Consider the following 22,640-nt stretch of genomic DNA (forward strand, 5'->3'; position numbering starts at 1 on the left):
GGGAATGATCCGGTTCGAGCAGGTCACCAAGCGGTATCCGGACGGGACGACGGCCGTGGACGGCCTGTCCTTCGAGGTCGCCGAGGGTGAACTCGTGACGCTGGTCGGCCCGTCGGGCTGCGGCAAGACGACCACCATGATGATGGTCAACCGGCTGATCGAACCGACCTCGGGCCGGATCCTCGTGGCGGGCGAGGACGTCGCCACCGTCGACCCGGTCCGGCTGCGCCGGCGCATCGGGTACGTCATCCAGCAGGTGGGACTGTTCCCGCACCGGACCGTCCTCGACAACACCGCGACCGTGCCGACCCTGGTCGGCTGGCGGAAGGCGAAGGCCCGCGCCCGCGCCGCCGAGCTGCTCGATCTCGTGGGCCTGGACCCGAAGACGTACGGATCCCGCTATCCGGACCAGTTGTCGGGCGGTCAGCGCCAGCGGGTCGGGGTGGCGCGGGCCCTCGCGGCCGACCCGCCGGTCCTGCTGATGGACGAGCCCTTCGGGGCCGTCGACCCGGTGGTCCGCGAGCAGTTGCAGGACGAGTTCCTGCGGATGCAGGAGTCGGTGCGCAAGACGGTGCTGCTCGTCACGCACGACATCGAGGAGGCGGTCCGGCTCGGCGACCGCATCGCGGTGTACGGGCAGGGGCGCGTCGAGCAGTTCGACACGCCGGGGGCCGTGCTGGGCACCCCGGCCACGCAGTACGTCGCCGACTTCGTCGGGGCCGACCGCGGGCTGAAGCGGTTGTCGGTCACCGAGATCCAGCGCGACGACCTGGAACAGCCTCCCGTCGCCCGCCTGGACGAGCCGGCCGGGACGGCCGCGGCACGGTTGCGTTCCGGGAGCGCCCGCTGGGCGGTGGTGCTGGACACCGAGGGAGACCTGCACGGCTGGGTGGGTGTCGACGAGCTGACCGGGGGCGGGTCCGTCGGGGACCACGTCCACCGCATGAACTCCTGGGTCCCGGTGGGGGCCCCGCTCAAACAGGCGTTCGGTGTCATGCTCCAGCACGACGCGGGGTGGGTAGCGGTGCTGGAGGGCGCGCGCTTCCTCGGGGTGCTGACCCCGGCGAAGCTGCACGAGGCGCTGCGGCGCTCGGTGGACGCGGACGCGCGGGGGGTCGCGCGGGGGCAGGTGGCGTTCGACTCGGTGACCAAGGCGTAGGCGCTCCGCTGGGGTTCGGGGGGGCCACGGGGTGGGGGTGCGTTCCGGGGGGGCCGAGGCGGGCGCGGGTGCGGGCGCGGGTCTGTATGGGAGCGCGGGCGCGTGGATGGAGGCAGTGCGGGTGGGTGGCGCGGGTGCCGGTGGGTGGGGCGGGTGCCGGTGGGTGGGGCGGGTGCCGGTGGGTGGGGGCTGGGCGTGCGGTTCCCCGCGCCCCTCGCGGGGTGCCTCCTGGCCGGCCGGGGTGTGTCCGGGAGCCGGGGAGCCCCTGATCGAAGGGAGTTCCGCGGCCGCGTACGGTCACTCGGGCCGGTCACCTCAGCAGGCCCTTCTCCTTCAGCCAGGCGCGTGCCACGTCCTCCGGAAGCCGTCGCCAGCTGTCGACCTGCTGGTTCATGGACGCGAGGTCCGCGGTGGTGAGCACGTCGTTGACTCTGCCGAGTGCCTTGGTGACGCCCTCGCCGCCCGCGCGCGAGCGGTTGACGACGGGCACGATGTAGTCGGCGTTCTGCAGGTGTTTGTCGTCGGCGAGCAGGACGAGCCCGAACTCACCCAGCGTCGCGTCCGTCGTCGTGGTGAGCACCATCTGGTCCCGGCCGCTCTGCACGGCCTGCTTCGCCTGGGTGGTGCCGACGCCCTTGGGGTCGACCGCGGTGATGTCGATGCCGTACGTCTTTCTCAGACCCGGTTCGCAGTACGGCCGCTCCACACACTCGTCGCCCGCCGCGAGCCGCACCTTCAGGCCGGACGCCCCGAGGTCGCTGAGGTTCTTCAGCCGGTGCTGCCTGGCGTACCGGCCGGTCACGGCGAAGGCGTTCTGGTCGACGGCCCTGCCGGGGTCGAGGACGGTGAGTCCGCGGGGCGTGGCGAGCGACCGCAGCGCCCTCATGGTCGCGGTGAGGTCGGGCGAGCCGACCGGAGGCGCGCCGGCCCCGTGCGTCTTGGCGTTCAGCCAGTCCGCGAAGGTGGCCGCGTATTCGGGCACGACGTCGATCTGACCGGACTCCAGGGCGGGTTCGTAGAGTTCGCGGTTGGCGACCGTGAGCATGGAGGTCCTGTATCCGGCCTGCCGCAGCAGCAGGGCGTACATCTGGGCCAGCAGGTCGCTCTCGGTGAACCCGGCCGAGCCGATGGTCAGGTGCTTGCTGTCACCGGGCGGCGCGGTGACGGCGCCGCGATTCTCCAGGGACGGGCCGGAGGCACACCCGGCCGGCAGGAGCACCCCCGCGAGGACGGCCCGGCGTCTCATCGCGAGCCCCTCACCAGTCGGGGCGCGAGCCGTTCGGCGGTCTCGAAGACGCCTTCCACGATCAGCGCGAACACGGCGACCAGGACGGCACCGGCGACGACCTGCGGGGTGCTCGCCAGGTTGAATCCCGCGGTGATGATCCGGCCGAGCCCGCCACCGCCCGCGAGCGCGGCGATGGTGGCGGTCGCGACCAGTTGGACGGCGGCGATCCGCACGCCGTTCATCACCATCGGCAGGGCCAGGGGCAGTTCGACCCGGAACAGGATCTGACGTCCCGTCATACCCATGCCGCGTGCCGCCCGCACCACACCGCGGTCGACCTCCCGCATGCCGACGTAGGCGTTGGTGAGCAACGGCGGGACGGCGAACAGCACGAGCGCGACGATCGTGGGCCCCTCGCCGTATCTGCCGAGCGGGGTGAGCAGCAGGAGGACGAGGACGGCGAAGGTGGGGACGGCCCGGCCGACGTTGGAGAGGTTGACCGCGAGGGCGCCGCCCTTGCCGAGGTGGCCCAGGACGAGCGCGACGGGCAGCGCGATCAGGCAGCTGACGACCAGACAGACGGCGGTGAGGACGAGGTGCTGGGCGAGGCGGTGCCAAACACCGTCGTCGCCGGTCCAGTGCGCGGGATCGGTGAGCCAGCGCCACGCCTCGGCCAGGGTGTTCATCCGCGGGCCCCGCGTGTCCAGGGGGTGATGAGCCACTGCACCCCGAGCAGCAGGAGGTCGGCCGCCACGGCGATGACGACGCACAGCAGGGAGGCGGTGAGCACCTGGGCCTTGAAGTAGGTGTTCATGCCCGCGTAGATGAGGTTGCCGAGGCCCCCGAACCCGACGATCGCGCCGACGGTGACCAGTGAGACGGCCGACACGGTGGCGATCCGCAGTCCGGCCATGGCGGCGGGCACGGCGAGCGGCAGTTCCACGGTGAGCAGCAGCCGGACGGGCCCGTATCCCAGACCGCGCGCGGCCTGCCGGGTCTCCTCGGGAACGGCGCGAAGCCCCGCGAGGATGTTCCGTACGAGAAGGGTCAGCGAATAGAGGACGAGGCCGGCGACGACGAGTGCGGCCGACAGTCCGTACACGGGCAGGAGCAGCGAGAACATCGCCAGTGACGGGACGGTGTAGAGGATGGTGGTCACCGCGAGCACCGGGCCGGCGGCCCAGCCCCAGCGGCGGGCGAGAACGGCCAGCGGCAGGGCGATCACGAGTCCCAGGAGGACGGCGAGCACGGTGAGCTGCAGGTGCTGGGCGACGGCGTCGAGAAGGATCTGGCGTCGGGTGGTCAGATACGTACCGCAGATCCACTCGTTGCGGGCGAGGCAGTCGTCCGGAGGCGCCGTCATCTGTCCATTGCAACGGTCCCCCGGAGGGGCGGCGCGTTCTGGTGACCCGTACGGGCGTCACCGGGTGCGTGCGGACGAGGTCGTGTCCCGCCGTCGCCCGACGTGGGCCGGGGTGGGCCGGGCGGAATCCGGCGGCTCGGGAACGCGGGGGAACATTTCCGTCCGCACGAATGATCCTCCGGCCGGTATTCGCCCGCCACGGGAATGGATTGCCGGAAATGACGCGGCCCGCGTCCGAAACGGGCGGCGGCACACCCAACCCGTCGCCCGGAATTTGTTTGGATCGAGCCCACCCAGGTAGTTCGGAGAGAGGCGGTCCGCTGGCCAACCATTCCCGGGAGGGTTCGGCAGTGAGCCCGCCCCCCGGCCGCCCGGATGGGGCGACCCTCCGGACGGCCGGGCAGACCCGCACCACCCGCGCCCTACGCCGCCTCGGTGAGCAGCTGCTCGCGCAGAGTGCTGCAGCAGGTGCTGAGCAGTCGCGAGACGTGCATCTGCGAGATCCCGAGCTGCTCGGCGATGCCGAGCTGGGTCATTCCGCGGAAGTAGCGCAGGTAGAGGATGGTGCGCTCGCGTTCCGGGAGGCCGCGCAGCGCGGGCTTGACCGCCTCCCGGTCGATGACCAGGTCGAATCCGGCGTCCAGCTCGCCCAGCGTGTCGGCCAGCGCGCATCCGTCGTCCTCGCCGGGCAGTTCGGCGTCCAGCGAGAGGGTGGCGAAGCAGTCCAGGGCTTCGAGCCCGAGGCGTACGTCGTCCTCGTCCAGATGCGCGCACGCGGCGATCTCGGCGACGGTGGGCTGCCGGCCCGGTGTGGTCTGCGAGAGCTCCTTGAGCGCCGTACGGACCCTGGCACGCACTTCCTGGACGCGGCGCGGCACGTGCAGCATCCACATGTGGTCGCGGAAGTGTCGTTTTATCTCGCCGGTGACGGTCGGGACGGCGTAGCTCTCGAAGGCGTTGCCCCGGGCCGGGTCGTAGCGGTCGACGGCCTTGAGCAGGCCGAGCGCGGCGACCTGCACGAGGTCCTCCACGGCCTCTCCCCTGCCCCGGTACCGGCCGGCGACGCGCTGCGCCATGGGCAGCCAGGCCCGGACGATCTCGTCCCGCAGCGCCTCCCGCTCGGGTCCGTCGGCAAGCCGCGCGAGCCGCGCGAAGGCCTCGCCGGTGTCGGGGGCGTCGTCGTGCGGGTGATGCCTCGTGCTGACCGTGGTGTGCATGGTGCTCACCGCTCCCTCAGGGCTACTGACGGGCAGTCCATGGGGAGGGCGCACACTCGCTGACGGGGCACACCCGCGATCTGGCGGACCAGCTCCCACGGACGTGCCTCCTGTCCGAAGCACTGTGACTAAAATTACCCCAAAACGGTCATTCGGAACCCCTGGATTCATTAAAGTGACACCGGGCAGCCGCCCGACGCTGGAGCGTGAGGAAAGGGCCGCCGAATTCACGTGTTCCCTATTCACGTGTCGTGTCCGGTGTTCACCCGCCCCCGTTCACGCCTCCCGCAATTTCCGCGTCGCCGATTTCCGCGGAGAACGAGCGGGGTTCCGGAGGTTCTCACGCGGCGTGCACGACCCGGGGAGGGGAAGCCCGCCGCCGGCACGGACGCGTTGCGGCGCGATCCCGCGCGGCCGGCCGACCGGTCTTCGTATCATCCGGGCCGCCTCGCCGGCCAGCGGATCCAGGGGTGTCCGCCGACGTGTTCAGGTTGCGTTCAGGCTCGTCACGGCGCCTGACAACATCTGCACCAGAAGCCCCAAAGCAATGGCAAAGACCCCTGTGACCAGGGCACTTCGCCATGTCATCGTGCGGGCATGAGCACAGAGCACCTCACCTCCCGTCGTCGCACCACCACCGCCACCCACGTGGCGAGCAAGGTCCCGGAAGTCACCGTCTGCTTCTGGGTGATCAAGGTGCTGACCACGGGCATGGGTGAGACCGCCTCGGACTTCCTCGCGCAGAGGCTCGGGCCCGTCCCCGCGGTCGGCCTCGGCGGCCTGGCCCTCGCGGCCTCGCTGGCACTCCAGCTCACCGCCCGCCGCTACGTCGCCTGGATCTACTGGACGGCGATCGTCATGGTCAGCGTGTTCGGCACCATGGCGGCGGACATCCTGCACGTCGGCCTCGGCGTGCCGTACACGATCTCGACCCCGTTGTTCATGCTCGCGCTGGCGGCGGTCTTCGTCCTCTGGTACGCGAGCGAGCGCACGCTCTCCATCCACAGCATCCGCACCCGTAGGCGCGAACTCTTCTACTGGGCCACCGTGTCGGCCACCTTCGCGCTCGGTACCGCCGCCGGGGACCTCTCCGCCACGGTCGGCCTCGGTTACCTGGGCTCAGCCGTGCTGTACGCCGTCGCCATCGCCGTCCCGGCCGTCCTGCACCGCTGGAGCACCCTCGGCGCGGTGGCCGCCTTCTGGTCGGCGTACGTCATCACCCGCCCGCTCGGCGCCTCGGTCGCCGACTGGATGGCCCTCGGTCACACACGCGGCGGCCTCGGACTCGGGCTGGGTCCCGTGACTCTGTCCTGGACCGTCGCCATCATCGGGTTCGTCGCCTACCTCGCCGTCTCCCGTGCCGACGTCCGGGACACCCCGCACCCGGCGTCCGGCGCCGAATGAGGAATCGGGCGGGACACACCGCAAGGGGGCGGGACGGGGCGGGAGGAGCATGACCCGCTCCCCGCTCCCCGCGCCCCGCTCCCCGCGCCCCTCCGCCCCGCCCTGTGCGTCAGCAGATCCTCGGCAGCTGCTCCCCGATCGGCATGTCGACCACCCGCGTGCCGCCCAGCCCGGTACGGGCGACCACCATGCCCGGATGATCGGCCACCACCTCGCCGACGACCGTCGCTCCGGCACCCAGCGGGTGGGCGCGCATCGCGTCGAGCACGGCGTCGGCGTGCGCGCGGGGAACGAAGGCCACCAACTTGCCCTCGTTGGCGACATACAGGGGGTCGAGCCCCAGCACGGCGCAGGCGTTCGCGACCGCGGGCGGGACCGGGACGTCGCGCTCCCGGATGACGACCCCGGTGCCCGAGGCGGCGGCGATCTCGTTCAAGGAGGCCGCGAGGCCGCCTCTGGTGGGGTCGCGCAGCACGTGCAGGTCCGGGGTGACCGCGAGCATGGCGTCGACCAGCCCGCCGAGCGCCGCGCAGTCGCTCTCGATCTCCACCCCGAACTCCAGGCCCTCACGGACGCTCATGACGGCCACGCCGTGCACACCGATCGCGCCGCTGACCATCACGACGTCGCCGGGTACGACCCGCTGCGGACGCAGGTCGACTCCCGCCGGGATGAGCCCGATCCCGGCCGTGTTGATGTAGATCCCGTCGCCGTGGCCGGACTCCACGACCTTGGTGTCCCCGGTCGCGATCTCCACGCCCGCGGTGCGCGCGGCGGCACCGAGCGCCTCGGCGACGCGGGCGACCGTCTCCATCTCGACGCCCTCCTCCAGGATGAAGCCGCAGGAGAGGTACGCGGCCCGGGCGCCGCTCATGGCGAGGTCGTTGACGGTGCCGTTGACGGCGAGATCGCCGATGCTGCCGCCGGGGAAGAACAGCGGCCGCACCACGAACGAGTCGGTGGAGAAGGCCATCCGGACACCGCCCAGCGACAGGGCGGCGGCGTCGCCCATCTGGGCGAGCACGCCGCCGCCGAAGGCGGGCGCGAAAATGTGCTGGACGAGTTCGGCGGAGAGCGCCCCGCCCCCGCCGTGCCCCATGACGACACGGGGCTGGTCGCGCAGCGGGGCCGGGCAGGTCCAGGCCGCGGGGTCGAGGACGGGCATCCGCACGTCGGTGGTCTTCGTGGTGTCAGACAACGGGGGTCGCCTCCCGGGCGGCGGGGGTGAGGTCCAGGCGCCGGTAGAGGTAGTAGGCGGCGCAGGCGCCCTCGCTGGAGACCATGGTGGCCCCGAGCGGGGTGCGGGGGGTGCAGAGGGTTCCGAACGCCTCGCACTCGTGCGGCTTGAGCAGGCCCTGGAGGACCTCGCCGCTGCGGCACTCGGCCGGTTCCCTGGTCTGGATGCCCTCGACCGAGAAACGGTGCTCGGCGTCGTGGTCACGGTACTTGGCGGACAGCCGCCAGCCGCTGTCGGGAATCACGCCGATACCGCGCCACGCCCGGTCGGTGACCTCGAAGACGTCCTCCAGCATGGCCCGCGCGGCCGCGTTCCCCTCCGGGCGGACGGCGCGGGGGTAGGCGTTGTCGACGGTGTGCTCGCCGCGCTCCAGCTGCGCCACGGTCCGGCGTACGCCTTCGAGGATGTCCAGCGGCTCGAATCCGGTCACCACGATCGGCACCCGGTGGCGCTCCGCGAGTTCCGGGTACTCCTCCACACCCATCACGCTGCACACGTGTCCCGCCGCCAGGAAGCCCTGGACCCGGCAGCTCGGCGACTGCATGATCGCCTCGATGGCCGGGGGTACACGCACGTGGGACACCAGCAGACTGAAGTTCCTGATGCCGAGTCTGCGGGCCTGGTACACCGTCATGGCGTTGGGCGGCGCGGTCGTCTCGAACCCGATGCCGAAGAAGACCACCTCCCGGTCCGGGTTCTGCTGGGCGATCCGCAGGGCGTCCAGCGGCGAGTAGACGACCCGCACGTCGCCGCCCGCTCCCCGCACCTGGAACAGGTCACGTCCGGTGCCGGGTACCCGGAGCATGTCGCCGAAGGAACAGAAGATCACCCCGGGGCGGGAGGCGATCTCCAGCGCCTTGTCGATCACCTCCAGCGGTGTGACGCACACCGGACAGCCGGGGCCGTGAATCAACTCGACCTGATCGGGCAGGAGTTGATCGATGCCGTGTCGGATGATGGTGTGCGTCTGTCCGCCGCAGACCTCCATCAGCGCCCACGGCCTGGTCACCGTGGAATGGATGTCGTCGAGCAGCCGGCGCGCCAGGTCCGGGTCCTGGAACTCGTCGATGTACTTCACAGCCGCGCACCCTCTCCCTCGGGCGGCAGGGTTCCGCCCGCCTCCGCGGCCATTTCCCAGGGGTCGCCGAACTCCTCCTGCAGCATGCCGAGGGTGGCGAACAGTTCCAGCGTCTGCTTCGCCGACTCCTCGTCCAGCCGCTGGAGGGCGAATCCGACGTGGACGATGGCGTACTCGCCGACCTGGAGGTCGGGCAGGTACTCCAGGCACACCTCCTTGACCACACCGCCGAAATCGACGTTGGCCATCCGGGTACCGTCCCGTTCCTCGATGTCCAGCACTCTGCCGGGTACCGCCAGGCACATGGGCCTCTCCTTGCTGTAGGGCGTGCGGGTCGTACGTGGTCGCCGGGCCCGGCCGGGCCGGGTCGTCAGCCGGTGGCCGGGGTCCGTTCCTCGGCGCGGGCGGCCACCACCAGCTGGCCCAGGGCCAGACCGCCGTCCCCCGGCGGCACCAGGTGGTGGCGCAGGACCGTGAAGCCGTCCGCGCGCAGCGCCGCGGCGCAGGCCGAGGACAGCAGGGAGTTGGCGAAGACACCGCCGGTCAGGGCGACCGTGTCCACTCCGTGCCGCTCCCGTGCCAGCACGCAGAGGCGATGGACGAGTGCGGCGACGCCCCGGTGGAAGCGGGCCGCGACCAGACCCGGCGCCACGCCCGCGCGCAGATCGCCGACGATCGCCGCGAACACGGGTGCCGGGTCCGCCAGGACGGGCGCCGGGCCGGCGGGGACGGACAGCTGACGGACGGGCACAGGCGTCGGGGCGCTCAGGACGGTTCTCCGCTCCGCCCGGACGGACGCGGGGCCTGCCACGACGACTCCCCCGTCCGCCAAGACAGACGCAGGCTCGACCACGACGACTCCCCCGTCCGCCGAGACGGGCGCGGGGCCGGTCGGGAGGGATACCGTGTCCGTCCGCGCGCCGCCGCCCGGCTGGACCGCCCGCTCCGGTTCCGCGCTCCGCAGCGCGAACCCGTACGTCCCGGTGTCCCCGGCGGACGCCGTCAGCGCGGCGGCCTCCAGTTCGACCGCCGCCTGGGCCTCGTACCCGGACCGGTGGCAGACACCGGTCAGGGAGGACACGGCGTCGAAGAGCCGGCCCATGCTGGAGGTCGGGACACAGTTCAGGTCGCGCTCCAACTGCCGTGCCAGAACGACGCGTTCGTCGGGTGGGCAGGCCGACGTGCAGGCCAGGTCGCCGGACCAGTCGATCCCGGCCGCCCGCAGATGCGCGAGCGCCATCCGGTACGGCCGGTGCACGGCGGCGTCACCACCGGGCAGCGGCACGTAGGCGAGGTGCCCGAACCGGACGAAGCCGTCGTAGTCCGCGAGCAGGAACTCGCCGCCCCACACCGCTCCGTCGTCGCCGTACCCCGTGCCGTCGAAGGCCACGCCGAGCACCGGACGGCTGCCGTCGAGGCCCGCCTCCGCCATCGCGGCGGCCACATGGGCGTGATGGTGCTGGACCCGCACGACGGGCCGCCCCGCCGCGTTCCGGTCGGCCCAGCGGGCGGAGCGGTAGCCGGGATGCCGGTCGGCCGCCAGCAGCTCCGGCCGCACCGGGGTGATCGACTCCAGTTGCGCGACGGCCCGCTCGAAGGCCCGCTGGGTGGCGAGGTCGTCCATGTCGCCGATGTGGGCGGACAGCCAGGCGTGGTGGCCCTCGCCGAGACACAGCGCGTTCTTGAGGTCGCCGCCGACGGCGAGAGCCGGCCGCACCGGCACCGGGAGCGTCAGTGGCAGCGGCGCGTACCCGCGGGCGCGGCGCACCATGAGCGGCTCCCCGTCACACACCCGCAGCACCGAGTCGTCGCAGGGCACATGGATCGGCCGGTCGTGGGTGAGCCAGGCGTCGGCGAGGTGAGCCAGCCGCCGCAGCGCCTCCTCGTCGTCGGTGACGATCGGTTCACCCGAGAGGTTGCCGCTGGTCATGACGAGCAGGCGGGCACCGTCGGCGTCGCCGGGCAGGCCGAGAAGCAGGTGGTGCAGGGGGGTGTACGGCAGCATCACGCCGAGGTCGGGGCTGCCGGGTGCGACGGACGCGGCCGGCCACGGGGCGTGCGGGGTGCGCGCGGCGCCGAGGCGGCGCAGCAGCACGATGGGGCGGGTGGCACCGGTGAGCAGGGCGCGCTCCTCGGCGCCGATACGCACGAGGTGCCCGATGTCGTCGGGGCCGCGGGCCATGACCGCGAACGGTTTGTCCCCTCGGGCCTTCCGGCGGCGCAGCAGGGCGACGGCGTCGGGGTTCGTGGCGTCGCAGGCCAGGTGGTAGCCGCCCAGTCCCTTGACCGCGAGGACCGCGCCGTCCGCCAGCAGCCGGCGGGCCTCGGCGACCGGGTCGTCCCGCGTGTCCGGCCGCGGCGGTCCGGCGTCGCCCGGCCGGGGGACGAGCAGGCGCAGCCGGGGACCGCAGGCGGGGCAGGCGACGGGCTGCGCGTGGAAGCGACGGTCGGCGGGATCGGCGTACTCGCGCGCGCAGTCGGGGCACATCGGGAAGCCGGCCATGGTGGTGTGGGCGCGGTCGTAGGGCAGGCCGGTGACGATGGTGAACCGGGGGCCGCAATGGGTGCAGTTGACGAACGGGTGGCGGTGGCGCCGGTCGTCGGGGTCGGCGAGTTCGCGCAGGCACGCGGCGCAGGTGGCGGTGTCCGGCGGGATCAGCGTCCGGGCCGGGCCGTCGGTGCGGGAGGCGAGGATGCTGAACGCGGTGTCCCCGGTGCGGGGCACCTCGTGGTGGTCGACGGACTCCACGCGGGCCAGCGGCGGCGCGTGCACCGCGATCCGCTCGCAGAACCGGGCGACGGCCCCGGGCGTCCCCTCGACCTCGGCGACGACGCCTTCAGGGGTGTTGGTGACGTGCCCGCGCAGGTCGAGGCCCGTGGCGAGGGTGTAGACGTACGGGCGGAAGCCGACGCCCTGGACCACGCCCCGTACGAGGACCCGGCGGCGTAGCGGTGTCCCGCCGGGGACCGCGGCCGGGGACCGCGGTTCGCTCACGACGGGAAGTGCGCCATGGCGCCGGTGCCGTCGGGGTGCTCGTGGTGGTGGGGAGCGGCTCCGGCGTGCGCGGAGGCGTCCGGGCGGTGGGCCATGACGGGGGCGTGCGGGGTGGCGCCGTCCGCGGCCGCGAGCGCCCGGTCGAGCAGGGTCCCGATCCCGAGGTCCCGGCGCACCGAGGTCAGCAGCACCTCGACGCCGGGGTTGACGCGTTCGACGTTCGCGCGGAAGGCCGCCTCGTCGAACTCGACGGCCTCGGCGATGTCGGTCTTGGTGACGACGACCAGGTGGGCGAGGCCGAAGGCGGTGGGGTACTTGAGGGGTTTGTCCTCGCCCTCCGTGACGGAGGCGAGGACGACGCGCAGGGTCTCCCCCAGGTCGTAGGAGGCCGGGCAGACGAGGTTGCCGACGTTCTCCACGAACAGCAGCCGGGTGCGGTCGGGCAGCCAGCCCTCGACGTGGCGGCGGAGCATGTCGGCCTCCAGGTGGCACAGCCCGTCGGTGAGGACCTGCTTGACCGGGACGCCCGAGCGTGCGAGCCGCACCGCGTCGTTCTCGGTGGCGAGGTCGGCGGTGAGCGCCGCGACCGGCACGGACCGCTGCCGGGCCAGCTCCAGTTCGCGCTCCAGCAGGGCCGTCTTCCCGCTGCCGGGACTGGAGAGCAGGTTGACGACGGTGGTGCCGCGGGCGGCCAGCTCGGCGCGCAGGGTGTGCGCGCTCTCGTCGTTCTTGGCGAGTACGGCCTGCTGAAGGTCGACCACACGGCACATGGTTCAGCGCTCCTCGGGGATCGGTTCGCGAAGGTGCGCGTGCGTGGGTCCGTCCTCCCACTGCACGCTGAGGATCCGCAGTTCGCGGCCCGCCGTCAGGTCGGTGCCGGCTCCACCGCATCGCGGGCAGGTCAGCAGGGGCGGCATCCCGACGGCCCATTCGTCGGCGCAGGGCGCGCAGCGGGCGCGTCCGGGCACCGTCTCGGTGACCAGTTCGGCGCCTTCGAGCAGGGTCCCGGCGCAGGCCAGTTCGAAGCAGAAGGACAGGGAGTCGGGGACGACACCGGCGAGTTCGCCGACCTGGAGCCGTACCGAGCGCACGGCCGTGACGTCACCGGCCCGTTCCGCCGCTTCTTCCACCTGGCCGATCACGGCCAGCGCGATGGACATCTCGTGCATCGGTCTCCGTCCTGGCAGGGGCCGGTCCGCGCCGGCCGCCACCCGGCCGGCCGCCTCGTGCGGCGACCTCCGTGGCGACCCGTGTGGCGGGGCGTCCGCCGCCCATTACAGGGGAGGCGTCCGGGGGCGGCGGACCGGCGCGCCGTCGCCTCCCGGCCGGGTACGCCGTTCGCCGCAACGACGCGGCGCGCTGCGGCGCGCCCTGGCGGTCACCCGGCCGGGAGGGTGCCGGCTCACATGCTGCGCATCCTCAGGTAGCGCCTGATGTCGGGCAGGGACTGCACGAGGACGGCGGCGACGACGGCCGCGGCCACGCCGCCGACGAGGGTCTTGATCATTGCTCTCTCCTCACTTCGCGGCTTCGCCGACCTTCGCGGCTTCGCCGACCGTGGCCCGCGGCGCGGACTCTCCCGGCTCGTCGGCCCGCAGCAGTTCCTCGATCAGCCGGACGGCCTCCGGTACGGCGGCGGCGACCGGCGGGCTGAGGCCCATGCCCTCCTCCACCGTGGCCGGTTCGCAGCCGAGCACCAGGGTGCGCCGGGGCGGCTGTCCGCCGGTTCCGGCGCAGAGGGTTCCCAGCAGGGCGAGCACGGTGTCGGGGGTCATGCGGTGTCCGTCGAGGACCGCGCCGGGCGGCGCGTCCCCTTCGGGACCGTCGTGTTCGATGACGTAGAGGGTGCCGGGTGCCTCGCCGCGCGCGGTGGCGTCGACCAGGATCAGGGTGTCGTAGCCGTCCAGCACCTGGTAGGCGAGATGGACTCCCCGTACGCCGATGTCCACGACCTCGACGTGGGCGGGCAGTTGTCGCGCGGTCAGGGCGCGCGCGGTCTCGACGCCGAAGCCGTCGTCGCCGAGGAAGACGTTGCCGATGCCGGCGACGAGGACCCGGCCGCTCTCCGGGCGGGGCCGGTCCGGGGCGGCGCTCACGCGTCGCCGTCCATCGGGGTGACCTCGTCCGGCTGGAAGTACAGGAAGCGGCCCTGTTCGCGTCGGATGTCGGCGCCCGGGTCGTCCTCGACCGTCACCGCGAGATGCACCACGCCGTCCACGTCGTGCAGCACGGCCTCGACCTTCGCGGCGCGCCCGGCCAGGAACAGATCCTGGGCGTCGGTGCGCCGCAGGCCCGGTCGCAGCAGTACCCGGCTGCCCGCGCCCAGTGAGTGCCCGTCGACGACGACCCGGTCGTGCCCGGGGTCGAATCCGGCGTCGCTCGCCGGGTCCCACCACGGCGTGTCCGGTCGCGGTACCCCGAACTCGTCGGGGAAGCCGTCCGTGGCGAGGGTCGGGGCGGGGGCCGGTCCGGTCACCTCGCGCAGGCTGCGGACGGCCCCGTGCAGGCGCTCCAGGACCTCGGGCGGCATCGAGTCCGCGAGGTCGATCACCGCGGCGGCCCGCTCGTCGGTCCCCCGTGCCTCGCGCTTCTCCTCGTCGGTGAGGGCGGCGGTGCGCAGCGCGAGGATCTCGTCGATCTCGGTGGCGTCGTACAGGGCTCCGGGGCTCTCCGGGGCGATGGCCGGGTGGTCCTCCAGGATGATCGGTGAGGAGAGCACCACGTCGGCGCGGCCGGGTTCGCCCGCGAGTACGGGCCAGGTGTGCAGGTTGCGGCAGGCGGCGACCGCGCCCTTCGCCCACTCGGGGGGATCCGTCATCGAGAGGAACGACCCGGCGCTCAGCCCCATGAGCAGGTGGGCGGCGACCAGGGAGCGCGGCAGCGCCGCGTCCCGGTCGGCGGCCGCGCCGTCCGCGGGTGTCCAGGTGCTGGTGTTCTCCACGACGGCCGTCAGCCGCATCACCCGGTAGGGGCCGTCGAGTTCACGGGCCGACAGCCGCAGGGCGCCGGTGATCTCCTCGTAGCGGCGGATCATGCGGCCCACCGGGCGGCCGGTCTCGTCGAGGACGGGTTCGGTGTCCTCCGCGCCGGGGCGTTCGAAGGGGATGGTGACACCGTCGCCGAGGAGTTCACCGACCCGTACGACCGCTTCGACGCGTTCCTCGGTTCCCTCGTCCCAGGGAACCAAAATGCGGTCCGCGAGCCGGAGTTCGGGGACCGTGTCGAAGCCGCCGTCGGGGCGCGCCCGCTGGACGGTACGCCGGCGGGCGCGCAGGAAGCGCAGCTCGACCGCGAGCGTGGCGTCCGCCCGGGGTTCCATCAGGCATTCGGTGTGCTGGAAGTCGTGTTCCTCGGTCGCGGCGCCCCAGGTCGGCGGTACGAGGACGCCGAACTGCCAGCGCAGCCGGTTCTTGGCGGCGGAGGCCCGGTACGGGTAGAGCACATAGCCCTCGAAGAGGACGGCGTCGGCGACCTGCCGGGCGAGGGCGAGACGTGCCTCGGTCTCCGGGGCGAACGCGGTCACGCTCACGGAGCGGTCCTTCCGGTGATGCGGGTGAGGGTGGAGGCGGGCCGGGGTGTGCCGGGATCCGTGCCGGTGCCTTCGCCGAGCAGGGCCCGTACGGTCGCGTCCCAGGACGGCAGCGCCCCGCGGGAGCGGAAGGCGAGCAGGGCGTCCATGGTGTCGTGGGGCAGCCGGATCCAGCCGCAGCCGGGGAAGTGCTGTTCGACCATCTCCCGCCAGGTGGTGACGGGCATCCGGAAGACGGCCTCGCGGTCCCACGGGACGGGCTCGACGCGGAAGCCGCCCGCTCCGGTGAACGCGGTGCCGGAGAAGAGCATCAGGAGCGGGACCTCGCCGTCGGTGAGGGCGTCGAAGTAGCGGGTCGCGGCGATGTCCATGTCGTAGGTGCAGGGCACGACGAGGTCCGCCTCGGTCTCCCCGGTGAAGGCGGGGACCATGAGGGACACCTGTGCGAACTGCACCGGCTGGAGGGTGCTGCCCCAGCGGGAGCGCTCGCCGAAGAGGTCGGCGAGCGCGTCGGCCTCGGCGGGCTCGTAGCCGCGCCGGGCGGGTTCGATGCGGATCTGGCAGCGCAGCGCGACGGCGTGCACCGGTTCGTCGCCGGAGGCGGTGACGCGCAGCCGGAAGACGAGGGTCGGTCCGGCGGCGAACCGGTCGGCGCGCACGCCGGTGCAGGTGAAGGAGAACTCGGTCACGGCCGGCTCTCCTCCCCCACGTTCCTGGTGCGTTCCCCGACCCGCTGGAAGAACGTGTCCAGGGCGGCGCGGGCCTCCGCGCCACCGTCGAAGCCCTGCCACAACAGGCGCATCCGGCCGACCAGTTCGTAGCAGATGTCGATGGGTACGAGGGCGCACTCGACGCGGCCGTCGACGCGGCGCAGCAGCAGCGCCTCCACGTCGGGTTCGAGCAGTCCGGCGAGTCGGCTGCCGCCCAGGACGGTCTGCCAGACGGCGGGGTCGAGTTCGCTCTCGGTGGCCCCGGCCGGGCTCGGGTAGAGGGCCACCAGCCGGTCGAGCGCTGCGTTGCGGAAGAAGAAGGCGACGCCGACCGGGATCTGGAGCGCTTCCCAGGCACCGTCGTCGAGACGGTGGTCCGGGTCGGTGAGGTAGCGGTCCGGTACCGCGCGGAAGCGGCCCGCGGCGGCGGCGCCCGGCTGCCGCATGAGCAGGGCGCAGGGGAGGCAGGCGCAGACGATGGCCCGCTTCTCGGTGTCGGCCAGGTGGCGGTGGTGGGCCTCGTCCACCGCGACCGCGCACAGTCCGCACCGCTCCTGGCGCGGCTCACGTCCGGTCAGGAACCTGCGCAGGCCCGGTCCGCGGGTGGCCGGGCGGGCGCCGGTGGGCGCGCTCACGCGGTCTTCGCCGGGGCCGGACGGCCGGCGGTCCGGCCATCCGGGCCGAGGCCGATCTGCAGCAGCGGGGGCTCCCCCGGCGTGCCGGCGGACTGCACCTCGACGGCCGTGACCTCGGGCGCGAAGCAGGCGAGCGCGTCCTCGGCGGCCTGTTTCGCCGTCGTCCCGTTCGCGGCGCACCCGCAGCCCGTGCCCGCCGCCGCGGCGGACCGGAGCGTGAGGGTTCCGGTCGTCTCGTCGAAGTCCACGACGTCCAGCTCGTGTTCGCGCACGGCGTCGAGCGCGCGGGCGATCCGGGTCGTCCGGTCCTCGGGGTGCAGGTCGTGCAGGACGAGGAGGCTCGCGACCAGTTCGTCGCCGAGCAGCGGTGCGACCGGGTCACCGCCTGCGCGACGGTTTCCGGGTACGGAGAGCAGCTGGAGCGCCCGCGCGAGTCCGGCCCCGTAGAAGTCCATCAGGGCCTGCACCAGTTCCTCGGCGGCCGCGCGGACGGCCGGGTCCCCGGTGGCGGCGAGCCGGTCGAGCACGTCCTCGATCCGCAGTCCGGTCTGCGTCGCGTTCACCGGGTTCGCCGCCCCGGCCGTCCGCGCCGCGCTCATCCGCCCAGTCCGCTCAGTCCGGTGGGCATGTGCATCTTCTGTACGGTCTTGCCGCCGCCCACGTACATGTGGACGCCGCACGGCAGGCAGGGGTCGAAGCTGCGGACGGCGCGCATGATGTCGATGCCCTTGAAGTTCTCCGGGGAGTTCTCCTCGAAGATCGGGGTGTTCTGCACGGCGTCCTCGTACGGGCCGGGGGTGCCGAAGGTGTCCCGGGTGCTGGCGTTCCACGGGGTGGGCGGGTACGGGTGGTAGTTGGCGATCTTGCCGTCGCGGATCACCATGTGGTGGGAGAGGACGCCGCGGACCGCCTCGGTGAAGCCGACTCCGACGGCCTCGTCGGGCACCTCGAACTTCTCCCAGGTCTGGGTGCGTCCGGCGCGGACCTCCTCCAGGGCCTTCTCCGCGAAGTGCAGCGCGACGGCGGCGGTGTAGGCCTGGAAGTAGGTGCGGGCGCGGTTGCGCTCCAGCGCGTTGCTCCAGCGCGGGATCTTCCACTCGAAGGTGGTCTCCGGCTTCGTCATCGTGCGGGGCAGGTTGATGACGACGCTGTGCCCGGTGGCCTTGACGTAACCCGTGTCGACGAGGCCGGACAGGGCGGTGGACCACAGTCGGGCGATGGGGCCGCCGCCGGTGTCCAGGGCCAGGTGGTCCTTGCCGTCGAACCAGCGGGGTGACATGACCCAGCTGTACTTGTCGTCGAAGTTGCGCTTCTGCGGGGCCGGGATGGTGTGCTGGTTCCACGGGTGCCGCGGGTCGACCGGGTTGCCGAGCGGGTCGTGGGTGACGAACTGCTCCTGGCCCTGCCAGTCCTCGTAGTAGGAACTGCCCAGCAGGATGCGGATGCCGAGGTTGATCTCGGTGAGGTCGTTGGTGACGAGTTTGCCGTCGACGACGATGCCGGGCGTGACGAACATCCGCCGGCCCCAGTCGGTCATGTTGGCGTAGGTGAAGTCGCAGTACTCGGGGTCGTTGAGCGCGCCCCAGCAGCCGAGCAGTACCCGCCGGCGTCCCACTTCCTCGTACCCGGGCAGGGCCTCGTAGAAGAAGTCGAAGAGGTCGTCGTGCAGGGGGACGACGCGCTTCATGAACTCCACGTAGCGCATCAGCCGGCTGAGGTAGTCCGTGAAGAGCTGTACGGAGGCGATGGTGCCGACGCCGCCCGGGTAGAGCGTGGAGGGGTGCACATGGCGCCCCTCCATGAGGCAGAACATCTCGCGGGTGTAGCGGCTCACCTGGAGGGCCTCGCGGTAGAACTCCCCTTCGAGGGGGTTCAGGGAGCGCATGATGTCGGCGATCGTGCGGTAGCCGTGCTCCCCGGCGTGCGGTGCCTCGGTGCGCTCGGCGAGTTCGAGGACACCGGGGTTGGTCTCCTTGACCATCTTCTCGCAGTAGTCGACCCCGACCAGGTTCTCCTGGAAGATGTTGTGGTCGAACATGTACTCGGCGGACTCGCCGAGGTTGATGATCCACTCCCCGAGGTGCGGGGGCTTCACGCCGTACGCCATGTTCTGCGCGTACACCGAACAGGTGGCGTGGTTGTCCCCGCAGATCCCGCAGATGCGGCTGGTGATGAAGTGCGCGTCACGGGGGTCCTTGCCCCGCATGAAGACGCTGTACCCGCGGAAGACGGACGAGGTGCTGTAGCACTCCGCGACCCGCTTCTGCTTGAAGTCGATCTTCGTGTGGATGCCCAGGCTGCCCACGATCCGGGTGATCGGGTCCCAGGCCATCTCCATCAGGCCGCTACCGTCGCCGGCCGCCTTCGTCTTCGGTGCCATCGTCTGTGTCGTGCCCTTCTTCGCGCGGGTGGTCCGGGAGGGGGTGGCCGGGTCGGTGCGGCCGCGTCTCAGGTGGGGCGGGGGTTCACCACGGCGGCCGGTATCCGGTGGTGATCTTGTCGCCGGTGTGGCGCCACTTCGGCTCCTTGTCGACGGTCTGGGTCGTGAGGGACCGCAGTCTGCGGACCACCGCGCCGTACGCGCCGCTGGCCTTGGTGGACAACTTCGCGCCGGGGGGCTCGTCCATGAAGGGCATGAACTTGTCCGGGAACCCGGGCATGGTGCAGGCGATGCAGATGCCGCCGACGTTCGGGCACCCGCCGATGCCGTTCATCCAGCCGCGCTTGGGCACGTTGCACTTGACGACCGGGCCCCAGCAACCCAGCTTCACCAGGCACTTGGGCGAGTCGTAGGTGGTCGCGAACTCGCCCTGCTCGTAGTAGCCCGCCCGGTCGCAGCCCTCGTGCACGGTGGCGCCGAACAGCCACGCGGGGCGCAGCTTGTCGTCGAGGGGGATCATCGGGGCGGAGCCGGCCGCCTGGTAGAGCAGGTAGGTCAGCGTCTCGGCGAAGTTGTCCGGCTGGATCGGGCAGCCGGGGACACAGACGATGGGGATGCCGGCGTGCGACGTCCAGTCCCAGCCGAGGTAGTCGGGCAGGCCCATCGCGCCGGTCGGGTTGCCCGCCATGGCGTGGATGCCGCCGTAGGTGGCACAGGTGCCGATGGCGACGACGGCCAGCGCCTTGGGCGCGAGCCGGTCGATCCACTCGCTGGTCGTGATCGGCTGGCCGGTCGCCGGGTCGTCCCCGAAGCCGGACCAGTAGCCCTCGGGCTTGATCGACTCATTGGGGATGGACCCCTCGACCACCAGCACGAACGGGTCGATCTCGCCCCGCTCCCCCTTGAAGAACCACTCGATGAACGTGTCCGCGCCGCCGACCGGACCGCATTCGAAGTCGATGAGGGGCCAGTGGACGGCGATCTTCGGCAGGCCGGGCAGGCCGCCGAGGGCGATCTGCTCGATGCTCGGCTGCATCGCGGCCGTCAGCGCGACCGAGTCTCCGTCGCAGCTCAGCCCCGCGTTGATCCAGAGGATGTGGATCGTGGGGGTCTCGTCGGCAGGCGCACCACCGGCGTCCGTGGCGCCGGCCGTGCTCGGCGTCGTCGCTGTCATGGGACCGCCTCCTCGGGGAGGTGAGGGATGAGATCCCCTGAAGGGCCGAAAGCCCTTTTGGGGATTAAAGCCTTCAATTCGACCATCAGCTCTCTTGCTACCACCCCTCCGCTCGCGAGGGGCTGCGATGACCGTCCATTCCAGTGACGGGAGGCTGTCCGCACGGTTCGGGATTCGGTGCGCGACGGCCGGCGTGCGGCGCGTCCGGGGCGTCCAGGGCGTCCAGGGCGTCCAGGGCGTCCAGGGCACGGTCGCCTGCTCCGCTCCGGCGCTCGGACCTGTCCGGTCTCCCCGCCCCGGCCGGTCCGGAGAACCGCCGGGCCCCGCCGGCCGGCGTCGCTCCGGATCGCCCGTTCGAGTGAGAGGCGTATCCGGTCGCCGGGCGGGGACGCGCATGACGGACTCCCCGCGGCGACGGTACGGGCGCCAGGGCCCCGGTCGACTGCGATGGTGGGACACGGGGTACGACGCGTCCCGGGCGACAGGCGGTGGGGTCACCCGAAAGCGGGGGCCGAGCCGCCACCCGGCGGCGGGCCGGGCAGGCGCCGCCCGCCGGGCGCCGCCGCGGGTTCCGGGACGCCGTTCAGAAGCTGGGCACGCGGGACAGCAGGGTCACCAGTCGTTCGGCGGGGGCGAACAGGGGTTCCAAGCGTTCGTACTCGGCGGCCTCGTCCGCCGACGCGAGGACACGTCCGGGGGTCAGTGCGGCATGCAGGGCGAGGCCGCGCCCGACGATCGCGTGGTGCAGGATCCACAGGACCGGAACGGTCACGCCCGCGGGCTCGTGCCCGCAGGCGACCAGGGCGACCGCGCCACGCAGGTTCTCGGTGACGGCGACCTTCGCGATGACGTCCTCGAAGGGTTCGACCAGGGAGTCCAGCGGTACGGGCCCACCCCCGGCGGACGGCAGGCGGTCGCACTTCGTGAACACCAGCACGAACGGCGTCAGCCGCCCGTCGCGCTCGGCCAGGGCCCGCTGCACCAGCGCGCCCATACGGCGCAGGTCGGCGCGGTACGGCTCGTCACCGAGCAGTCGGGGCGCGTCGGCGAACACCATGATCCCGTCCGCGCGGGACAGGCCGAGGAGCAGCCGTTCCCCGCCCTGCCCCGCGAGGTACCGGTGGTCACGCCAGCGCACCGGCAGCACGGCGCGCCCCTGATAGTGGAGCAGCAGTTCGAGGACCTCTCGCCGCCCACCGCCGGGACGGCGCCCCCTCAGCACCTCCTCGGCCGCCGAGGTGAGTTCCTCGCGCAGGGACGCCTCGCGGGCACGGAGTCCGAAGCCCTGGATGCCGTCGCGCATCGCCGCGTACATCAGCGAGAGGTAGCTGCTCTTCCCCACCCCGCCGTGTCCCAGCATCACGATGTCCATAGGGCTCCTTCGGCTGGCGCGCGGGCGGCCGGGCCATGGTGGCGGAGCGAACCGGACAAGAACCGGTCAGGTGACCGGTTGCCGGGACAAGGCGTGACGAGTCGAGACACCGCGAGGGGAATACGTACACTCTTTCGACCTCAAGGGTGTTCTGTCCATCTGATTCACCGACAACTCTTTTGTGCGCTAAGTTCCTCGCACCGGCACGCCGGTCCGTGCACGAAGCGGACGGTGTCGACCGAGGGGGGACCGTATGCGCGACCACACTCATTCCAGTCCCACGAGCCACTCGACGCCCTTGAGTCGCTGGCCACAGGGGACGCTCATGGCCAACCTGTCGTCCGACGACCGAAACGCGCTGCTGCGGCTGGGCCGTGTCGTGCGGTACGACACCGGCGACGTCCTCATACGCGAAGGCGGACCCGAGACCACCGTGCTGCTCCTCACCGACGGCTGTGTGAAGGTCGTCGGTGCCGTCGAGGACGGAGGCACGGTACTGCTCGCCCTGCGGGTGCGCGGCGAACTGGTCGGCGAGGTCTCGGCGTTGGACGGGCAGCCGCGCTCGGCCACCGTGATCGCCGCCCGCCCCACCGTCACCCGCACCCTGACCGGCGCCGTCTTCCTCTCCTTCCTGCGGGAGAGCCGGGACGCGTCCGAGGTGGTGCAGCGATCCGTGGCGGGCAAGCTGCGCGGCGCCACCCGTCACCGCATCGACACGAGCGGCGGCACGGCCACCGTCCGGCTGGCCCGCACCCTGGACAATCTCGTCCGCAGCTACGCGAGGGCCGTGCCCGAGGGGCTGCGGATCGACGTACCGCTCAGCCACACCGACCTGGCCGCGCTCGCCGGGATCTCGGACGCGAGCGTGCAGCGCGCTCTGCGCAGCCTCCGCGCCGCCGGGGCCGTGACCACCAAGTACCGGGGCATCGTCATCCGTGAACCGGGCATCCTGCGGGCCATCGCCGCGCAGAGCGGCTGGCCCGCGGCCGACGCCGGTGGGCTGCCGGGCGTACCCACTCCGCGCGCCCCCCGTCCGCCGAGGCCCAAGCGCGCGCCCCTCGAACCGCCCGCGCCGCACACCGGGTCGGCCTCGGGCCTCACCGCGCCCGCCGACGACGCGCCGCTGTCCGAGGCCGGCTGATCCGAGCGACCCGCCGGA

Annotated in this window: 22 protein-coding genes; 3 read left to right on the forward strand and 19 right to left on the reverse strand. The window is 72.4% G+C overall.

Annotated features, from left to right (window positions below; translation table 11 throughout):
- Nucleotides 1–4: 4 nt before the first annotated feature.
- The gene (locus tag GFH48_RS05745) at nt 5–1,159 is read left to right on the forward strand and encodes an ABC transporter ATP-binding protein (protein ID WP_153287217.1); all 1,155 of its coding nucleotides are present in this window, start codon (nt 5–7) and stop codon (nt 1,157–1,159) included.
- Between the two features lie 310 nt (nt 1,160–1,469).
- Here the strand turns inward: GFH48_RS05745 and GFH48_RS05750 are convergent, their stop codons facing one another.
- The 4 genes from GFH48_RS05750 to GFH48_RS05765 form a co-directional block, all read right to left on the reverse strand.
- Nucleotides 1,470–2,405 carry an ABC transporter substrate-binding protein gene (locus GFH48_RS05750; RefSeq protein ID WP_153287218.1) on the reverse strand — a complete coding sequence of 312 codons (936 nt, stop codon included), beginning with the start codon at nt 2,403–2,405 and terminating at the stop codon, nt 1,470–1,472.
- On the reverse strand, nt 2,402–3,073 hold the full coding sequence (locus GFH48_RS05755) for an ABC transporter permease (protein WP_153287219.1): 672 nt from the start codon (nt 3,071–3,073) through the stop codon (nt 2,402–2,404). The genes GFH48_RS05750 and GFH48_RS05755 overlap by 4 nt, the downstream gene beginning before the upstream one ends.
- Entirely contained in the window at nt 3,070–3,750 is a 681-nt protein-coding gene (locus GFH48_RS05760; RefSeq protein WP_153287220.1) for an ABC transporter permease, read from the reverse strand. The genes GFH48_RS05755 and GFH48_RS05760 overlap by 4 nt, the downstream gene beginning before the upstream one ends.
- Before the next feature lie 422 nt (nt 3,751–4,172).
- Entirely contained in the window at nt 4,173–4,967 is a 795-nt protein-coding gene (locus GFH48_RS05765; protein WP_153292738.1) for a SigB/SigF/SigG family RNA polymerase sigma factor, read from the reverse strand.
- Nucleotides 4,968–5,564: 597 nt separating this feature from the next.
- On the opposite strand from GFH48_RS05765, the gene GFH48_RS05770 reads away from it, so the two are divergent.
- The gene (locus GFH48_RS05770) at nt 5,565–6,371 is read left to right on the forward strand and encodes a COG4705 family protein (RefSeq protein WP_153287221.1); all 807 of its coding nucleotides are present in this window, start codon (nt 5,565–5,567) and stop codon (nt 6,369–6,371) included.
- A gap of 109 nt (nt 6,372–6,480) precedes the next feature.
- On the opposite strand, the gene hypE is transcribed toward GFH48_RS05770, so the two are convergent.
- From hypE to GFH48_RS05845, 15 genes are all read right to left on the reverse strand, one after another.
- The gene (gene hypE / locus GFH48_RS05775) at nt 6,481–7,536 is read right to left on the reverse strand and encodes a hydrogenase expression/formation protein HypE (RefSeq protein ID WP_153292739.1); all 1,056 of its coding nucleotides are present in this window, start codon (nt 7,534–7,536) and stop codon (nt 6,481–6,483) included.
- Between the two features lie 25 nt (nt 7,537–7,561).
- Entirely contained in the window at nt 7,562–8,686 is a 1,125-nt protein-coding gene (gene hypD, locus GFH48_RS05780; protein ID WP_153287222.1) for a hydrogenase formation protein HypD, read from the reverse strand.
- Nucleotides 8,683–8,991, reverse strand: coding sequence for a HypC/HybG/HupF family hydrogenase formation chaperone (locus GFH48_RS05785; RefSeq protein WP_153287223.1), 309 nt, complete (start codon nt 8,989–8,991; stop codon nt 8,683–8,685). The genes hypD and GFH48_RS05785 overlap by 4 nt, the downstream gene beginning before the upstream one ends.
- A gap of 65 nt (nt 8,992–9,056) precedes the next feature.
- Nucleotides 9,057–11,681 carry a carbamoyltransferase HypF gene (gene hypF, locus GFH48_RS05795; RefSeq protein ID WP_228120378.1) on the reverse strand — a complete coding sequence of 875 codons (2,625 nt, stop codon included), beginning with the start codon at nt 11,679–11,681 and terminating at the stop codon, nt 9,057–9,059.
- Entirely contained in the window at nt 11,678–12,451 is a 774-nt protein-coding gene (gene hypB / locus GFH48_RS05800) for a hydrogenase nickel incorporation protein HypB (protein WP_153287224.1), read from the reverse strand. Before hypB ends, hypF begins: the two co-directional genes overlap by 4 nt.
- A gap of 3 nt (nt 12,452–12,454) precedes the next feature.
- A complete protein-coding gene (gene hypA / locus GFH48_RS05805; RefSeq protein WP_153287225.1) occupies nt 12,455–12,850 on the reverse strand; it encodes a hydrogenase maturation nickel metallochaperone HypA in 396 nt (131 codons plus the stop codon).
- A gap of 233 nt (nt 12,851–13,083) precedes the next feature.
- A complete protein-coding gene (locus GFH48_RS40055) occupies nt 13,084–13,188 on the reverse strand; it encodes a DUF6893 family small protein (RefSeq protein ID WP_392877703.1) in 105 nt (34 codons plus the stop codon).
- 10 nt (nt 13,189–13,198) lie between these two features.
- On the reverse strand, nt 13,199–13,777 hold the full coding sequence (locus GFH48_RS05810) for a hydrogenase maturation protease (RefSeq protein ID WP_153287226.1): 579 nt from the start codon (nt 13,775–13,777) through the stop codon (nt 13,199–13,201).
- Nucleotides 13,774–15,210: a hypothetical protein gene (locus GFH48_RS05815; RefSeq protein ID WP_153287227.1), complete on the reverse strand. Its 1,437-nt coding sequence runs from the start codon at nt 15,208–15,210 to the stop codon at nt 13,774–13,776. The genes GFH48_RS05810 and GFH48_RS05815 overlap by 4 nt, the downstream gene beginning before the upstream one ends.
- Nucleotides 15,207–15,899: a DUF6084 family protein gene (locus GFH48_RS05820; protein ID WP_153287228.1), complete on the reverse strand. Its 693-nt coding sequence runs from the start codon at nt 15,897–15,899 to the stop codon at nt 15,207–15,209. Before GFH48_RS05820 ends, GFH48_RS05815 begins: the two co-directional genes overlap by 4 nt.
- Nucleotides 15,896–16,555 carry a DUF5947 family protein gene (locus tag GFH48_RS05825; RefSeq protein ID WP_153287229.1) on the reverse strand — a complete coding sequence of 220 codons (660 nt, stop codon included), beginning with the start codon at nt 16,553–16,555 and terminating at the stop codon, nt 15,896–15,898. The genes GFH48_RS05820 and GFH48_RS05825 overlap by 4 nt, the downstream gene beginning before the upstream one ends.
- On the reverse strand, nt 16,552–17,154 hold the full coding sequence (locus tag GFH48_RS05830; RefSeq protein ID WP_153287230.1) for a hypothetical protein: 603 nt from the start codon (nt 17,152–17,154) through the stop codon (nt 16,552–16,554). The genes GFH48_RS05825 and GFH48_RS05830 overlap by 4 nt, the downstream gene beginning before the upstream one ends.
- On the reverse strand, nt 17,151–18,935 hold the full coding sequence (locus tag GFH48_RS05835) for a nickel-dependent hydrogenase large subunit (RefSeq protein ID WP_153287231.1): 1,785 nt from the start codon (nt 18,933–18,935) through the stop codon (nt 17,151–17,153). The genes GFH48_RS05830 and GFH48_RS05835 overlap by 4 nt, the downstream gene beginning before the upstream one ends.
- An 85-nt stretch (nt 18,936–19,020) precedes the next feature.
- Complete coding sequence (locus GFH48_RS05840) at nt 19,021–20,109, reverse strand: NADH-quinone oxidoreductase subunit B family protein (protein WP_153287232.1); 1,089 nt, start codon at nt 20,107–20,109, stop codon at nt 19,021–19,023.
- Nucleotides 20,110–20,692: 583 nt separating this feature from the next.
- Complete coding sequence (locus GFH48_RS05845) at nt 20,693–21,481, reverse strand: hypothetical protein (RefSeq protein WP_153287233.1); 789 nt, start codon at nt 21,479–21,481, stop codon at nt 20,693–20,695.
- A gap of 325 nt (nt 21,482–21,806) precedes the next feature.
- Here GFH48_RS05845 and GFH48_RS05850 point away from each other — a divergent pair, with 325 nt between their 5' ends.
- Nucleotides 21,807–22,622 (forward strand): Crp/Fnr family transcriptional regulator, encoded by an 816-nt coding sequence (locus tag GFH48_RS05850; RefSeq protein ID WP_194280502.1) that lies wholly within the window; start codon nt 21,807–21,809, stop codon nt 22,620–22,622.
- Nucleotides 22,623–22,640: the final 18 nt, after the last annotated feature.

This window comes from Streptomyces fagopyri (assembly GCF_009498275.1).
In the GTDB taxonomy this organism is placed as follows: Bacteria; Actinomycetota; Actinomycetes; order Streptomycetales; family Streptomycetaceae; genus Streptomyces; species Streptomyces fagopyri.

Coding starts and splice junctions, on each gene's coding strand:
- GFH48_RS05745 (WP_153287217.1), top strand. CDS start 5: ATGATCCGGTTCGAGCAGGTCACCAAGCGGTATCCGGACGGGACGACG.
- GFH48_RS05750 (WP_153287218.1), bottom strand. CDS start 2,405: ATGAGACGCCGGGCCGTCCTCGCGGGGGTGCTCCTGCCGGCCGGGTGT.
- GFH48_RS05755 (WP_153287219.1), bottom strand. CDS start 3,073: ATGAACACCCTGGCCGAGGCGTGGCGCTGGCTCACCGATCCCGCGCAC.
- GFH48_RS05760 (WP_153287220.1), bottom strand. CDS start 3,750: ATGACGGCGCCTCCGGACGACTGCCTCGCCCGCAACGAGTGGATCTGC.
- GFH48_RS05765 (WP_153292738.1), bottom strand. CDS start 4,967: ATGCACACCACGGTCAGCACGAGGCATCACCCGCACGACGACGCCCCC.
- GFH48_RS05770 (WP_153287221.1), top strand. CDS start 5,565: ATGAGCACAGAGCACCTCACCTCCCGTCGTCGCACCACCACCGCCACC.
- hypE (WP_153292739.1), bottom strand. CDS start 7,536: ATGCCCGTCCTCGACCCCGCGGCCTGGACCTGCCCGGCCCCGCTGCGC.
- GFH48_RS05785 (WP_153287223.1), bottom strand. CDS start 8,991: ATGTGCCTGGCGGTACCCGGCAGAGTGCTGGACATCGAGGAACGGGAC.
- hypB (WP_153287224.1), bottom strand. CDS start 12,451: ATGTGCCGTGTGGTCGACCTTCAGCAGGCCGTACTCGCCAAGAACGAC.
- hypA (WP_153287225.1), bottom strand. CDS start 12,850: ATGCACGAGATGTCCATCGCGCTGGCCGTGATCGGCCAGGTGGAAGAA.
- GFH48_RS40055 (WP_392877703.1), bottom strand. CDS start 13,188: ATGATCAAGACCCTCGTCGGCGGCGTGGCCGCGGCCGTCGTCGCCGCC.
- GFH48_RS05830 (WP_153287230.1), bottom strand. CDS start 17,154: ATGAGCGCGGCGCGGACGGCCGGGGCGGCGAACCCGGTGAACGCGACG.
- GFH48_RS05835 (WP_153287231.1), bottom strand. CDS start 18,935: ATGGCACCGAAGACGAAGGCGGCCGGCGACGGTAGCGGCCTGATGGAG.
- GFH48_RS05840 (WP_153287232.1), bottom strand. CDS start 20,109: ATGACAGCGACGACGCCGAGCACGGCCGGCGCCACGGACGCCGGTGGT.
- GFH48_RS05845 (WP_153287233.1), bottom strand. CDS start 21,481: ATGGACATCGTGATGCTGGGACACGGCGGGGTGGGGAAGAGCAGCTAC.
- GFH48_RS05850 (WP_194280502.1), top strand. CDS start 21,807: ATGGCCAACCTGTCGTCCGACGACCGAAACGCGCTGCTGCGGCTGGGC.